We start from the raw sequence: 12,131 nt of genomic DNA on the forward strand, positions 1-12,131 counted from the left end.
CGTGCTATTCTCCCCATCCGCCCATACAATGACAAAGAGAGAACGCTGTGACTCTCAAGCCCCATTTTGCTTGGAGGTGCCAGGATGATCAGTCTGCCAAAGAGCGTCCGCATCCATCGGATCATCAGTTATTTGCGCCGATCACGCGAAGATGTCGAGCGGGAAAAACGTACGGGCGAAGACACGATCGCCATGCAGCGAGCCGTGATGGAACGCGTGCTGCAGGAATATGACCTGCCCTATGATATGGTCATCGAGATCGGCAGCGGCGATAAGATCCGTACCCGGCCGATATTTCAACAGGTGCTTCACGATCTCGAGCAGGAAAAATACAACTGCATTGCGGTAAAGGAAATTTCACGTCTGACGCGCGGCGACTTTCGCGATTATGGCCGCGTGTATGAACTGATCCGTCTTAAACGCATATACATCCTGACACCCTATCGCTTGTACGATCCGCTGAATGTCAATGATTTGCGGCAGATTCGCTTTGAGATGTTTCTTTCCCGTGAAGAATTCGAAACGATCCGCGAACGGCTGCAGAGTGCCAAGCATACATACGCCCGCTCCGGCCGATTCATGGGCTCGACTCCCGCCTATGGTTACCGGACTGACCAGCGCACACAGCGCCTGCTGATCGTCCCTGCCGAGGCAGAAGTGGTGCGTCTGATTTTCGCCTCCTATTTGCATGGGGAAGGCGGCAGACCACTGGGCTACCGTGCCATTGCCGCCCGATTGACGAATCGCGGCATTCCGTCTCCCTCTGGCAGGGACGGGTGGAATCCCACTACCATCAAAAAAATCCTCCATAACCCTGTGTATATCGGCGAAATTCATTACCGCAAGAAAGAAGCCGGCGAGACCATCATTGTTCCCGATGCACATCCTGCCATTATTTCTCCCCATGACTTTCAAAAGGTCCGGCAAAAAAGCCGCCCACAAGCTCCCTCGCTGCGCAGTGATCATTCCCTTCACGAGCTGACCGGGTTGATTCGCTGTGCCCGCTGCGGCAAAAAAATGGTCCGCCAAACCACCCGCACCTCCTATCGGAAGAAGGACGGAAGCAATAGCCAGTACGAAAAAGAGATGCTATGGTGCACTACACCCGGCTGTACGTATGTCAAATATCGCGCGGTGGAACAAATGCTGCTGACGTTTCTCGCAGCGATCCCTTGCCCTTCTTTAGCAGATCTCCCGCTTTCCACCCGCCAACACGAACCCGACCAGCACAAGGCCTTGCGCATGCGGCAGCACAGTGAGCTGGAAAAGCAGCTGAGCACGGTGTATGCCAGCTATGAGTCCGGCCTGTATACCGCCGACGAATTTGCAAAAAGGCGTACACTGATTCAGGATAAATTGGCTGCCCTCGCTGCGTGGTCCCAAGAGCTGGAACAGCTTCAAGATCAGAAAGCCCTTCACGCTGCATTATTGGCGAGAATGGAGCATGGGTCGAAGCCTTATCACACCTTTGCCCAAGCCTATCGAAAACTTCCCCGGCCCGAGCTGAAAAACCGTCTGCTGCACTTGCTCATCGCATCCGTTCACTTGGAGCGTTGGGATAAGCGCAAGGGACAGCGCATTACTCCGTTTTCCCTGCACATCTTCTATCGCTTTCCAGATGACTTGCCGCTTACGACGTAAATGCCATTCACTTCCCTCGTTGTCTTTGGCACTTCACCCGTATCCTCTGTCACAGCTGGAATCATCAGTGCCAAAAACCGCAGCCTGCAAGTGTCGCGACGTGTATACGAAGAGATTTTTCAGACGGATGCAGCCATCAATCCGGGAAATAGCGGCGGACCTTTGATTAATCTCCATGGGGAAGTTATCGGGGTGAATGCCTTTATCATTCAGTCCAGCCAATGCCTTGGCTTTGCCATTGGCATAAATGCGTTGAAGCCGTATTTGGAGGAACTCATGGGTTATTAAAAAACAGCAAAACCCCGTCAGCAGGCGGGGTCCATGTTTCTTTTTTATGCAGTTTACAGGACATCATTTGGCGCTCTTTTGAAACGCAATCAGGTAGACATCATCGCCGCCTTGGTTCAATTGTGCTTCTGCCTCTTTTAATTGCTGCAGCTGCTGCTCATTCAGCTCGGCGATGGCCAGTTCATCCAAATGGTTTTGTTTTTCCATTCAAAAAACCTCCCGGGAATGCTTTCACAAGCTACTGTTAGAGTCCCCCGAGACGTTTCCCAGTATGCTACGCAACCTGGTGCAAAGCCTTGGAAATGGCTGCACAAGAACGCTTGCAAAAAAGAATAGGCAGCTGTCTGTCCTTGGCTTGCGCTTTGATTGTTTTTGCCAAATTATGATTGATAAAATCAGTGAGAACCAGAATCAAATGCACACCGCTTGGAATTTTAATACCGGTCTGGGAGCTTTTGCGCCCGCTGACATGGTGAACATCGCGGAATCCTTGCTCTTGCAGCAACTCTACAATATTACCCAACCTATCTCCACCAACTACTAAAATCGTCTGCATCATGAAAATCCTCCTTGATTGATTGTTTGTTTGTCATTTTCTATGTAGGCAGTTCACTTGAGTGTAAGTACTAATAATGAAAACCATTCTCATTGATAAATATTATCATTCCCAATTATAATTGGCAATACTCTTCTTGTAACCTTTTGGTAAATTTACATAATCGTCGTTTTTATTCCCGTTGACTTCCTTGCGTATTTCCCGGTTTTCCAGCCCTCGCTTCCCTTATGCTTGGGAATGTGCTGGCGCTACAATGAGGGAAATGGGGTAACAGGGAGGTGAAAACGATGCCGAAGTTGGCTGTAGCTTTCTTGATGATGGTACTGTTAGGTGGAGGATTGTTTTTGCTCGATGCAATCGAACTAGTTGATCCGTTGCATCCTGATGGGGGCGATATCCTTGCTTTCATACATGGAGGGGTAAACGATCCACCAGACGGTACAGGCATTTATGCTTTTACGAATGGTGGGTTGAATGATCCCCCTGTAGGTGCGTGAATGTCACTCGTGCTGAACCTCCCGGAGGCAGCGGTGAAAACAATCATTCTTGGCCAGAAAAAGATTCGAAGGTGAACCTCGAATCTTTTTTTACATCATCCATGTTTTCACGCTATGAGCTTACCCTCATCCCACTTGTATACAAAAAAGAACCCAGTCACTGGACCAGGTTCTTTCAGATCGAATTCTATTTCTTAAAAAGGTTGAGCTTGGCAATGCGCTGCACCGCTTCCCGCAGTCGTGCCTCTTCGGAAAGCAGCGCGACTCGCACATAGCCCTCGCCCGTCGGACCAAAGCCCACGCCCGGTGCGACCACGACATGCGCTTTTTCCAGCAGCAAATCGGAAAACTGGACGGAATCATATCCCGACGGAATCGGCAGCCACGCAAAGAAGGAGCCCTGCGACGGCTTCGCCTTCCAGCCGATCTCATGAAGACTGTCGAACAGCACATTTCTCCTGCTTTCATAGATAGCGACCAGATCACGCACCGAAGCCTGCGAATCGGTCATCGCACGTACTGCCGCCATTTGAACAGCGCCGAACAGGCTGACGAAGTAGTGATCCTGGATCAAATTGATCAGGCGGACCAGCTCGCGATTCCCTACCATCGCGCCTACGCGCCAGCCAGCCATATTGTAGGTCTTGGACAAGGTGTAAAACTCGACCCCTACCTCTTTTGCCCCAGGCACCTGCATGAAGCTGACCGGCTTTTTGCCGTCGAAGCTGATCGCCCCATAGGCAAAATCATGGCAGACCACAATCTCATGCTTGCGGGCAAATTGAATCGTTTCTTCATAAAAGGAAACCGGTGCATTCACAGCAGTCGGGTTATTTGGATAATTGAGAAACATCAGCTTGGCCCGTTCCAGATCGCTCGCAGCCAGCTGGCCATAATCAGGCAAAAAGTCGTTTTCCGCACGAAGCGGCATCATGACCATCCGTCCGTCCACAACCGCGACACCCGACCAATAGTCCGGATATCCGGGATCCGGCACAAGCGCGACATCGCCGGGATTCATCAGGACTTGGCAGATCTCGACCAGCCCCGTCTTGCTGCCGAAAAGAATCGCTACCTCTTCTTCCGGATCGAGGTCGACATCAAATTCCTGCTTATACCAGTAGGCCACTGCTTCCTTTAATTCACGGCGTCCTTGAAACGGAGGATATTTATGATGCAGCGGATTGGCCGCTTGCTGCTGCAGCTCTTCGACGATATGCTGCGGGGTAGGCAAATCCGGATTTCCTTGTCCCAGATTGATAATATCGTGTCCGGCGGCAATCGCTTTATTGGTTTTGGCAACCAGCGTGGAGAAAAACTGTACGGGCAGTCGCTCCACCATGGAGGACGGTTGAATACGCATGTCTGTTCTTCCTTTCCAATCAAAAGTAAAACCCCTTTTCCATACAGAAAAAGGGGTTCGATATCCGCACCTTATCTGCCAGGAATCATCCTGCTGGAATTGGCACAGCATCTGCATCGTGCATCGCAAAAGCTGCACGCTGCCGATCCGCTGCCGGGCTTCATCGGGCCAGTCCCTCCACCTCTCTGGATAAGTACTTATGCTTTTTTCATTAAAATAAACTTCCTTTATCCTAGCGAGTCAGTGCAGATCTGTCAATCCCCAGCCCTGAACCTGCTTTTGCAAAACGCTTGTACTGGCTGAAGAAAAATACGGCGATCAGACAGCAGGCCGCCATGATGACGATCATCCACATCGGGGACAACGATTCCATCAGGATGGCCCCCAGCAAAGGGCCAATCATCCTGCCCGCTGAGGAAGCTCCGGATACCATGCCTTGATACCAGCCTTCCCTGCCCGCTGGAGCCAATTCCGCTGCGATCGTCGGCACTCCTGGCCAGACGAGCATTTCCCCTAGGGTCATCACCATCATCGCGGTAAAAAATGCCGCGTAGGTGGACGCCTGCGACAGTATGAGCATCGAGCAAACAAAAATGTACGAGCCCAGAAGAATTTGCGCATGCAGGGTGCGGGCGAATCGCTTGATCACCCAGCTAATGACAGGCTGGCCGCACAAGATCATCGCGCCGTTCAACGTCCACAGCGTGCTGTAATCAGCCAGGGTCAGTCCGAAGCTCTGGATATATGGCGCCAGATTGCTTTGCCATTGCACATAGACCACCCAGAGAATCAACAAGCCCGTGCAGAGCATGATAATCGGCAAATGACCTTTTCTGCTGCTGACCTGCACAGTGCCGCCCGTATCCACTGGTCTGCTTTCCTCTTGGCTTCCGGCTGGCAGGCTTGCGGCTTGCAAATGCTTTTTCGTCAGCATGAGCGAGAACAGCAGCAGCACAGCCACTTGCACGAATCCATTTCCATAAAAGGTCCATTGAAAAGAAAGCGTCGCGACCAGACCGCCTAAAGCAGAACCAAGCGCTACCCCGACATTCACCGCCACATAGACCAGATTAATGCCTTTTCTGCCACCTTCCGGCCAGAACACGCTTGCCAATGCATACATCCCCGGATAAATGACCCCGGAGCATAAGCCAGTCACCGTAAGCAGCACCCCGTAAATCCAGAGATCCTGCCACAGTCCCATCCCGAAGGCAGCAAGCAGGGCAAGCACCGTGAACGTAAGCAGTGTTCGCCGTTTCCCCCACCGGTCGAATAAGACGCCGCCGATGAGACTTCCGACGAGAAAGCCTCCCTGGTTAAAGAAGAGGACTACGCCTGCGGTCGTTAATGATTTCCCTAACACATCGCGAATGTAAAGCGTAGTCAAAGGCCACAAAAAAGCCATACCGGTCGCAAAGACGACCGCCGCTGCAAAAAGCAGCCACATGATACCTGGATACGCATTCGTGCGCAGCTTCATTCCGATTCCTCTTTCTTCCCTATTATATATCTACTGCTGCCGAGAATCGGTCGGCCATTAAGTCTCTCTGGCAAAGTCTCCGCTTTTTCCGCCCGTTTTGCTGACGAGATAGGTCGGCCCCAGGATCATGCCTTTATCCATGGCCTTGCACATATCGTACACCGTCAGTACAGCCACGCTCGCAGCGGTCAGCGCCTCCATTTCGACGCCCGTCTGTCCGGTCGTTTTGGCCGTAGCTTCGACCAGCAGCGTGTCCTCCCCTTCAAAAGAAAAGTGAATGTCTACCCCCGATAACGGAATCGGGTGACACATCGGGATGATCTCCCATGTCTTTTTCGCAGCCATGATGCCGGCTACTTGCGCCACAGCCAGCACATCCCCTTTGCTGATTTTTCCTTCCTTAATACGTATCAGCGTTTCCGGCTGCATTTGTACTCTGCTGCTCGCAACGGCGACACGCTTGGTCGTGCCTTTTTCCGAAATATCCACCATTTGCGCGCGATTTTGTTCATTAAAATGCGTCAATTGATCGCTCATGTCATCCTCCATTGTCCGGGTGTTGCCACACTATTCCTACGATAAACCCGCGATCAAAATAAATCAATCGGTGAAAAGTGTGAATTACGGCCAAGCATCATTGGCAGCGATACCCGGTTATGATATCGTGGGCACGAGGATGGAAATTAAGCAAAGAGGGGAAAACTTTTCATGAATACTCGTTATTCCAGACAAGTTCTGTTCCATGGAATCGGCAAACAAGGTCAGGAGCGCTTGCTGGCCAGTCGTGTGGCTATTGTCGGGATGGGGGCATTGGGCACGGTGCTGGCCAATCATATGGTGCGTGCGGGAGTCGGCTTTGTCCGGTTCATCGATCGTGACTTTGTCGAGCCAAGCAACTTGCAGCGGCAGATGCTCTATGATGAGGACGATGCGAAACAGGCGCTTCCCAAAGCGGTGGCGGCTGCCGAGAAGCTGGCAAAAATCAATTCCAGCGTCCGCCTGGATCCACATGTAACCGATTTGACCCCCTACAATGCCGAGGAATTGCTGGCCGATGTCGATGTGGTGCTGGATGCCACGGATAATTTCCAGACAAGATATTTGATTAACGACGTATGCGTCAAGCACGGCATCCCTTGGGTATACGGAGGTGCGGTTAGCGCGAAAGGCATGTTTACCACCATCCGTCCGGGGGAAACTCCTTGTATGCGCTGCTTGTTTCCGGAAGCACCCAAAGCAGGAGATGCACCGACTTGTGATACGGCCGGCGTGATCGGTCCGATCATACATATCATCGCCTCCTATCAGGCGACAGAGGCTTTGAAGATACTCGTAGGAGCAAGCGATGCTTTCAATCCGCATCTCGAGCACTTTGATCTCTGGGAAAATCAGCATCAGCAGATCAAAGTCAGCCATACGCGGCGAAAGGATTGCCCAGCGTGCGGAAAAGGAGAATACGCTTTTCTTTCTCCGGACTCCCCTGAGGGACTGGCGGTATCCCTGTGCGGACGTGACACCGTGCAAATCAATCCCGGTGAACAGATGAGGCTCGATCTCGATCGCCTTGCTCAGACCCTGGCTCCCCTTGGAACCATCGAGCAAAACAAGTTCCTGCTGCGGTTTCATCATGATCCCTACACGCTCGTGGTTTTCCCGGACGGACGCGTGCTTGTCCAAGGAACGAACGATATCGGACTGGCCCGTTCCCTGCACGCGAAATACATTGGTGCATAGATGTTTCATAATCACTTTACACGTATGACATTTTTTGAACATTTTATGAAAAAGTGCTAGAAGGCCGGAAGCATTTGAAGTATAATAAGACCGTAAAAACAAAAAACGAAACGTGGTTTCATCTAATGAAACTTATACGTAAGAACACAAGGAGGTCAATCGAATGGCAAAGAAAGATGCTTACAATGTCAAGTCCTCTTTGCAGGTAGGCAGCAAATCGTATGCTTACTATCGACTGCAAGGCTTGGAAGAACAAGGCATTGGTGAAATCTCCAAGCTTCCTTTCTCGATTAAAGTTCTCTTGGAGGCAGCTGTTCGTCAATTTGACGGCCGCGCCATTACCAAAGAACATGTGCAACAATTAGCTACTTGGAACAAAGGCCGTGACGAGAACCAAGAAGTTCCGCTCATGCCTGCACGCATCGTACTGCAAGACTTCACCGGCGTACCTGCCGTTGTTGACTTGGCTGCTATGCGTATCGCGATGAAAAACGCGGGCGGCGATCCAAAACGAATCAACCCGCTCGTTCCAGTGGATCTCGTCATTGACCACTCCGTCATGGTTGACGATTTCGGAAACGACAAAGCTCTCGAAAACAACATGAAGCTTGAGTTTGAGCGCAACCAAGAGCGTTACCGCTTCCTGCGTTGGGCACAAACCGCTTTCGATAACTTCCGTGCAGTACCGCCAGCGACTGGTATCGTTCACCAAGTGAACCTGGAATACCTCGCAACAGTGGTAGCAAGCCGTGAAGTAGATGGCGAATTGACTGCATTCCCTGACTCTCTCGTAGGTACTGACTCCCACACCACCATGATCAACGGTCTTGGCGTACTTGGTTGGGGCGTTGGCGGTATCGAGGCAGAAGCTGGTATGCTCGGTCAACCTCTGTACTTCGTAACTCCTGAGGTAGTCGGTTTCAAACTGACTGGTACACTGTCCGAAGGCGCTACTGCGACAGACCTCGCGCTGACTGTCACGCAAATGCTGCGTAAAAAAGGCGTTGTAGGGAAATTTGTAGAGTTCTATGGCTCCGGCCTCTCCAACATCTCGCTGGCTGACCGTGCGACCGTTGCCAACATGGCTCCTGAATACGGCGCGACAATGGGCTTCTTCCCAGTGGATGCGGAAACGCTCAACTACATGCGTCAAACCGGCCGTGATGAAGAGCTGGTTAGCCTGGTTGAAACCTATACCAAAGCACAAGGTCTGTTCCGTACAGACGATACTCCAGACCCGGTATTCTCCGAAACACTGGAACTGGATCTCTCTACCGTAGTGCCTAGCTTGGCTGGTCCTAAGCGTCCACAAGACCGCGTAGAGCTGACCAACATGAAGGACTCCTTCAATGAAAGCCTGCGTGCGCCAATCGAAAAAGGCGGCTTCGGTCTGTCCGAAGAGAAAATCGCAGCAAAAGCTAGCGTAACTTATCCAAACGGTGAAACAGCTGAACTGAAAACCGGTTCCGTGGTAATCGCAGCGATCACCTCTTGCACGAACACATCCAACCCAAGCGTAATGCTCGGCGCTGGTCTCGTAGCGAAAAAAGCGGTGGAAAAAGGTCTGAAAAAGCCTCCATTCGTGAAGAGCTCTCTGGCTCCAGGATCTCGTGTCGTTACCCAATACCTGATCGATGCTGGCCTGCTTGATTCCCTCAATGCTATCGGCTTCAACGTAGTCGGCTATGGTTGCACGACCTGTATCGGTAACTCCGGTCCATTGCCTGAAGAAACAAGCAAAGCGATCGCGGACAACGATCTGACCGTGGCTGCGGTACTTTCCGGTAACCGTAACTTCGAAGGTCGTATCCATGCGCAAGTAAAAGCAAACTACCTGGCTTCTCCGCCGCTCGTAATCGCGTATGCATTGGCAGGAACCGTGAACATCGACCTGACCAAAGATCCGATCGGAACTGGCAGCGACGGTCAACCTGTTTACCTGAAAGACATTTGGCCAACTCCACAAGAAATCATGGAAGCAACCAAAAAAGCAATGAACCCGGCTCTGTTCCGCGCGGAGTACGAGCACGTGTTCACTGCAAACAAAGCTTGGAACGAGATCGACGCTCCTACAGGCGATCTGTACGACTGGGATCTCAACTCCACTTATATCCAAGAGCCGCCATTCTTCAAAAACATCACAGGCGATGTGGGTCATATCGAAGAAATCAAAGGCGCTCGCACACTCGCGCTCATGGGTGATTCCGTCACAACTGACCACATCTCCCCAGCGGGTAACATCTCGCCAACCAGCCCTGCAGGTATCTATCTGCAAGAGCATGGCGTAGAACGCAAAGACTTCAACTCCTACGGTGCTCGCCGTGGTAGCCATGACGTGATGATGCGCGGTACCTTCGCGAACATCCGCATCCGCAACCAAGTGGCTCCTGGCACTGAAGGCGGCGTAACCAAATACCTGCCAACTGGCGAAGTGATGTCCATCTATGATGCTTCCATGAAGTATCAAGCAGACGGCACCAACCTCGTGGTCATCGCGGGTAAAGAGTACGGTACAGGAAGCTCCCGTGACTGGGCGGCAAAAGGTACCTTCCTCCTCGGCGTAAAAGCCGTTATCGCAGAAAGCTTCGAGCGTATCCACCGTTCCAACCTGGTTGGTATGGGCGTACTGCCGCTGCAATTTGCTGACGGTAAAGGCTGGAGAGAGCTGGGCATCGACGGTACGGAAACCTTCGATATCCTGGGCTTGAGCGATCAAGTACAACCAGGTCAACGCGTGAAGGTGAAAGCGACTCGCACCGATGGCAGCACATTTGAATTCGACACCATCTTACGTCTGGACAGCTTGGTGGATGTAGACTACTACCGTAACAGCGGTATTCTGCAAACCGTTCTGCGCCAGCTGCTTGATGAAGGTCAACCAGTAAACGCATAAATAGATTTTAGTCAGAAAGACGTCCAATTGGGCGTCTTTCTTTTTATTTTGGTTGTTGTCGTGCAAACATGGTGGTGGGGGAAGGGAAGAGAGGGCGGAGCATCGTTCTTGCCACACCTGCATGGGAGTGGAAACTGTCCGGTTCCGCTTCCAAAAACGGTACGTCGCGCAAAAGTTTCGAGGAAGCATATTCATGCGTAGAGGTTGCGCGACAAGCGTGTACCGTTTTTGGAAGCTCCACCTCAGCAGGTGTGACAAAGACTCCGCCCGTCCCTCTCTTCCCTTCCTCACGTGGCTTTTTTGTAAAACCAAAAAAACGGCCAATGACGAGATACCGTCACTGGCCTTTGGTTCTTGCTTAGCACGGACTCCATCGATAATGGTAAAAGTCTTGCCCTTCCCCACTAATCTGGATTCCATTGTGCTCTACCGACTGTAGGATAAATCCATTTTTCTCCAATACTTACTGTGAGCCGACATTTGCACTCGTGGTCTTCGCAAATAGCCGGGAAACGCCATAGTCACATACCGCTTTTTGTAGAAGAAGCTCCAGGCCCCGCGAGGCAACTCCTTTTCCGACACAGGATTCTCCCACCCGATAGCCAATCTCAGCTTCTCCTTTTTCGAGATTGAAGTCCACCAGATTTATCCGCTTCACTCTTACACTTTAAAACGTTGTTTCAAGAGTTGCAACTCTTCTGTCATCATTGCCAGTGCGGTTGAGGAAGCCGTGAATCCGTTGATCCGGCTTATCTCTTTGGCATGTACTCATCATTCGCGTTTGATGCGCTTCGTGCGCCCGGTATTATGGACCTGGGCTGTTATGTGAATCCGTTCTGGTTACGCTGCTGCCGACGAATTTTTCCTTTCCATTTTCTCTTCCATCGGTTTGATCAGCAAGTATCAGGGGTATATATTCCTCAACCACCTCAAGTGGCCTCATATCCTTAAGGGTTCTTGTCCATGATTGCAACTGGTTTATCTGATCATTCCATGGTACAATCCCTTCGTTACGCATTCCCTCGCAACATACAGAGGAACTTTCTAACTATCAACTGAAAAAAGGATGAATTCCAGTGGACGCACAACTAATAAACACCTATCTGAGGGGCTTGATCTCCGTTTTGGGCCCTTTAGGAATGGACATACAGCGCCATGATTTGCAGCTAGAGAAATCCCCCTATACGGATGAAACCGCATTAATTGTCTCGCAATTATCCGGCGCGACTCAGGGCGACATTATCATTGGAATGCCTGAGGACACCGTAACCAAGCTGCTCGAATCGTTCAATGTGCCTGCAGAAATGATAGACGAGAGCATGAAGCAAAGCGTGCTTACTGAATTTGGCGATATGGTAAAAGGTCATGCCATTACGGGATATCAATCGTTGGGCCTGCCTGTCGATTTTACCCGAGTTGCTCTATTTGACAGCGTGTATCCCGAGCCGGCCACTGCTCCTGATCTGCAGAGTCTCTGTGTAACGGTACTCGCAAATGACCAATATCCGTTGCGCATTCATTTTGCCCTCCAATAAAAAAAATCAATAGTGGCCCTCTCGATGAAGCTGTCCTTCTTAGCGGAAGTTTATCATGCTGATCAGGCTGGTTCGTCGTGAAGTCTATCCTTTCTGATACAGTAAAAGCAAAAGGAAAGGATCCTGTCATCAGGACCTTTCCTC

The 12,131-nt window shown here is 51.1% G+C and carries 12 protein-coding genes and 1 riboswitch; of the genes, 6 read left to right on the forward strand and 6 right to left on the reverse strand.

All coding sequences use genetic code 11. The features are described from left to right. Nucleotides 1–84: 84 nt before the first annotated feature. Entirely contained in the window at nt 85–1,641 is a 1,557-nt protein-coding gene (locus EIZ37_RS16905; protein WP_134685946.1) for a recombinase family protein, read from the forward strand. Beyond that, nucleotides 1,642–1,929, forward strand: a complete 288-nt coding sequence (locus EIZ37_RS26580) for a S1C family serine protease (RefSeq protein WP_134685947.1) — start codon at nt 1,642–1,644, stop codon at nt 1,927–1,929. Between the two features lie 63 nt (nt 1,930–1,992). On the opposite strand, the gene EIZ37_RS26035 is transcribed toward EIZ37_RS26580, so the two are convergent. Together EIZ37_RS26035 and EIZ37_RS16915 are read right to left on the reverse strand one after the other, a co-directional pair. Continuing rightward, entirely contained in the window at nt 1,993–2,136 is a 144-nt protein-coding gene (locus EIZ37_RS26035) for a hypothetical protein (RefSeq protein WP_167568957.1), read from the reverse strand. Between the two features lie 67 nt (nt 2,137–2,203). After that, nucleotides 2,204–2,485 carry a DUF2325 domain-containing protein gene (locus EIZ37_RS16915; protein ID WP_134686037.1) on the reverse strand — a complete coding sequence of 94 codons (282 nt, stop codon included), beginning with the start codon at nt 2,483–2,485 and terminating at the stop codon, nt 2,204–2,206. Nucleotides 2,486–2,772: 287 nt separating this feature from the next. Between EIZ37_RS16915 and EIZ37_RS16920 the strand changes: the two genes are divergently transcribed. Beyond that, entirely contained in the window at nt 2,773–2,982 is a 210-nt protein-coding gene (locus EIZ37_RS16920) for a hypothetical protein (protein ID WP_134685948.1), read from the forward strand. A 187-nt stretch (nt 2,983–3,169) separates the two neighbouring features. On the opposite strand, the gene EIZ37_RS16925 is transcribed toward EIZ37_RS16920, so the two are convergent. From EIZ37_RS16925 to moaC, 3 genes are all read right to left on the reverse strand, one after another. Beyond that, nucleotides 3,170–4,345, reverse strand: coding sequence for a pyridoxal phosphate-dependent aminotransferase (locus tag EIZ37_RS16925; RefSeq protein ID WP_134685949.1), 1,176 nt, complete (start codon nt 4,343–4,345; stop codon nt 3,170–3,172). A 68-nt stretch (nt 4,346–4,413) separates the two neighbouring features. Further along, a riboswitch (SAM riboswitch) is annotated at nt 4,414–4,541 on the reverse strand. 36 nt (nt 4,542–4,577) lie between these two features. After that, entirely contained in the window at nt 4,578–5,825 is a 1,248-nt protein-coding gene (locus EIZ37_RS16930; protein WP_134685950.1) for an MDR family MFS transporter, read from the reverse strand. 57 nt (nt 5,826–5,882) lie between these two features. Further along, nucleotides 5,883–6,362: a cyclic pyranopterin monophosphate synthase MoaC gene (gene moaC / locus EIZ37_RS16935; RefSeq protein WP_134685951.1), complete on the reverse strand. Its 480-nt coding sequence runs from the start codon at nt 6,360–6,362 to the stop codon at nt 5,883–5,885. Nucleotides 6,363–6,533: 171 nt separating this feature from the next. Between moaC and EIZ37_RS16940 the strand changes: the two genes are divergently transcribed. Both EIZ37_RS16940 and acnA read left to right on the forward strand, forming a co-directional pair. After that, nucleotides 6,534–7,559 (forward strand): ThiF family adenylyltransferase, encoded by a 1,026-nt coding sequence (locus tag EIZ37_RS16940; protein WP_134685952.1) that lies wholly within the window; start codon nt 6,534–6,536, stop codon nt 7,557–7,559. A gap of 163 nt (nt 7,560–7,722) precedes the next feature. Continuing rightward, nucleotides 7,723–10,452: an aconitate hydratase AcnA gene (gene acnA / locus EIZ37_RS16945; protein WP_134685953.1), complete on the forward strand. Its 2,730-nt coding sequence runs from the start codon at nt 7,723–7,725 to the stop codon at nt 10,450–10,452. A 463-nt stretch (nt 10,453–10,915) separates the two neighbouring features. Here the strand turns inward: acnA and EIZ37_RS16950 are convergent, their stop codons facing one another. Continuing rightward, complete coding sequence (locus tag EIZ37_RS16950) at nt 10,916–11,110, reverse strand: GNAT family N-acetyltransferase (RefSeq protein ID WP_134685954.1); 195 nt, start codon at nt 11,108–11,110, stop codon at nt 10,916–10,918. A gap of 418 nt (nt 11,111–11,528) precedes the next feature. Between EIZ37_RS16950 and EIZ37_RS16955 the strand changes: the two genes are divergently transcribed. Continuing rightward, complete coding sequence (locus EIZ37_RS16955; protein WP_134685955.1) at nt 11,529–11,987, forward strand: hypothetical protein; 459 nt, start codon at nt 11,529–11,531, stop codon at nt 11,985–11,987. Nucleotides 11,988–12,131: the final 144 nt, after the last annotated feature.

The sequence above is a fragment of the Brevibacillus migulae genome (assembly GCF_004521915.1).
Taxonomy (GTDB): domain Bacteria; phylum Bacillota; class Bacilli; order Brevibacillales; family Brevibacillaceae; genus Brevibacillus_F; species Brevibacillus_F migulae.

Coding starts and splice junctions, on each gene's coding strand:
- EIZ37_RS16905 (WP_134685946.1), top strand. CDS start 85: ATGATCAGTCTGCCAAAGAGCGTCCGCATCCATCGGATCATCAGTTAT.
- EIZ37_RS26580 (WP_134685947.1), top strand. CDS start 1,642: ATGCCATTCACTTCCCTCGTTGTCTTTGGCACTTCACCCGTATCCTCT.
- EIZ37_RS26035 (WP_167568957.1), bottom strand. CDS start 2,136: ATGGAAAAACAAAACCATTTGGATGAACTGGCCATCGCCGAGCTGAAT.
- EIZ37_RS16915 (WP_134686037.1), bottom strand. CDS start 2,485: ATGCAGACGATTTTAGTAGTTGGTGGAGATAGGTTGGGTAATATTGTA.
- EIZ37_RS16920 (WP_134685948.1), top strand. CDS start 2,773: ATGCCGAAGTTGGCTGTAGCTTTCTTGATGATGGTACTGTTAGGTGGA.
- EIZ37_RS16925 (WP_134685949.1), bottom strand. CDS start 4,345: ATGCGTATTCAACCGTCCTCCATGGTGGAGCGACTGCCCGTACAGTTT.
- EIZ37_RS16930 (WP_134685950.1), bottom strand. CDS start 5,825: ATGAAGCTGCGCACGAATGCGTATCCAGGTATCATGTGGCTGCTTTTT.
- moaC (WP_134685951.1), bottom strand. CDS start 6,362: ATGAGCGATCAATTGACGCATTTTAATGAACAAAATCGCGCGCAAATG.
- EIZ37_RS16940 (WP_134685952.1), top strand. CDS start 6,534: ATGAATACTCGTTATTCCAGACAAGTTCTGTTCCATGGAATCGGCAAA.
- acnA (WP_134685953.1), top strand. CDS start 7,723: ATGGCAAAGAAAGATGCTTACAATGTCAAGTCCTCTTTGCAGGTAGGC.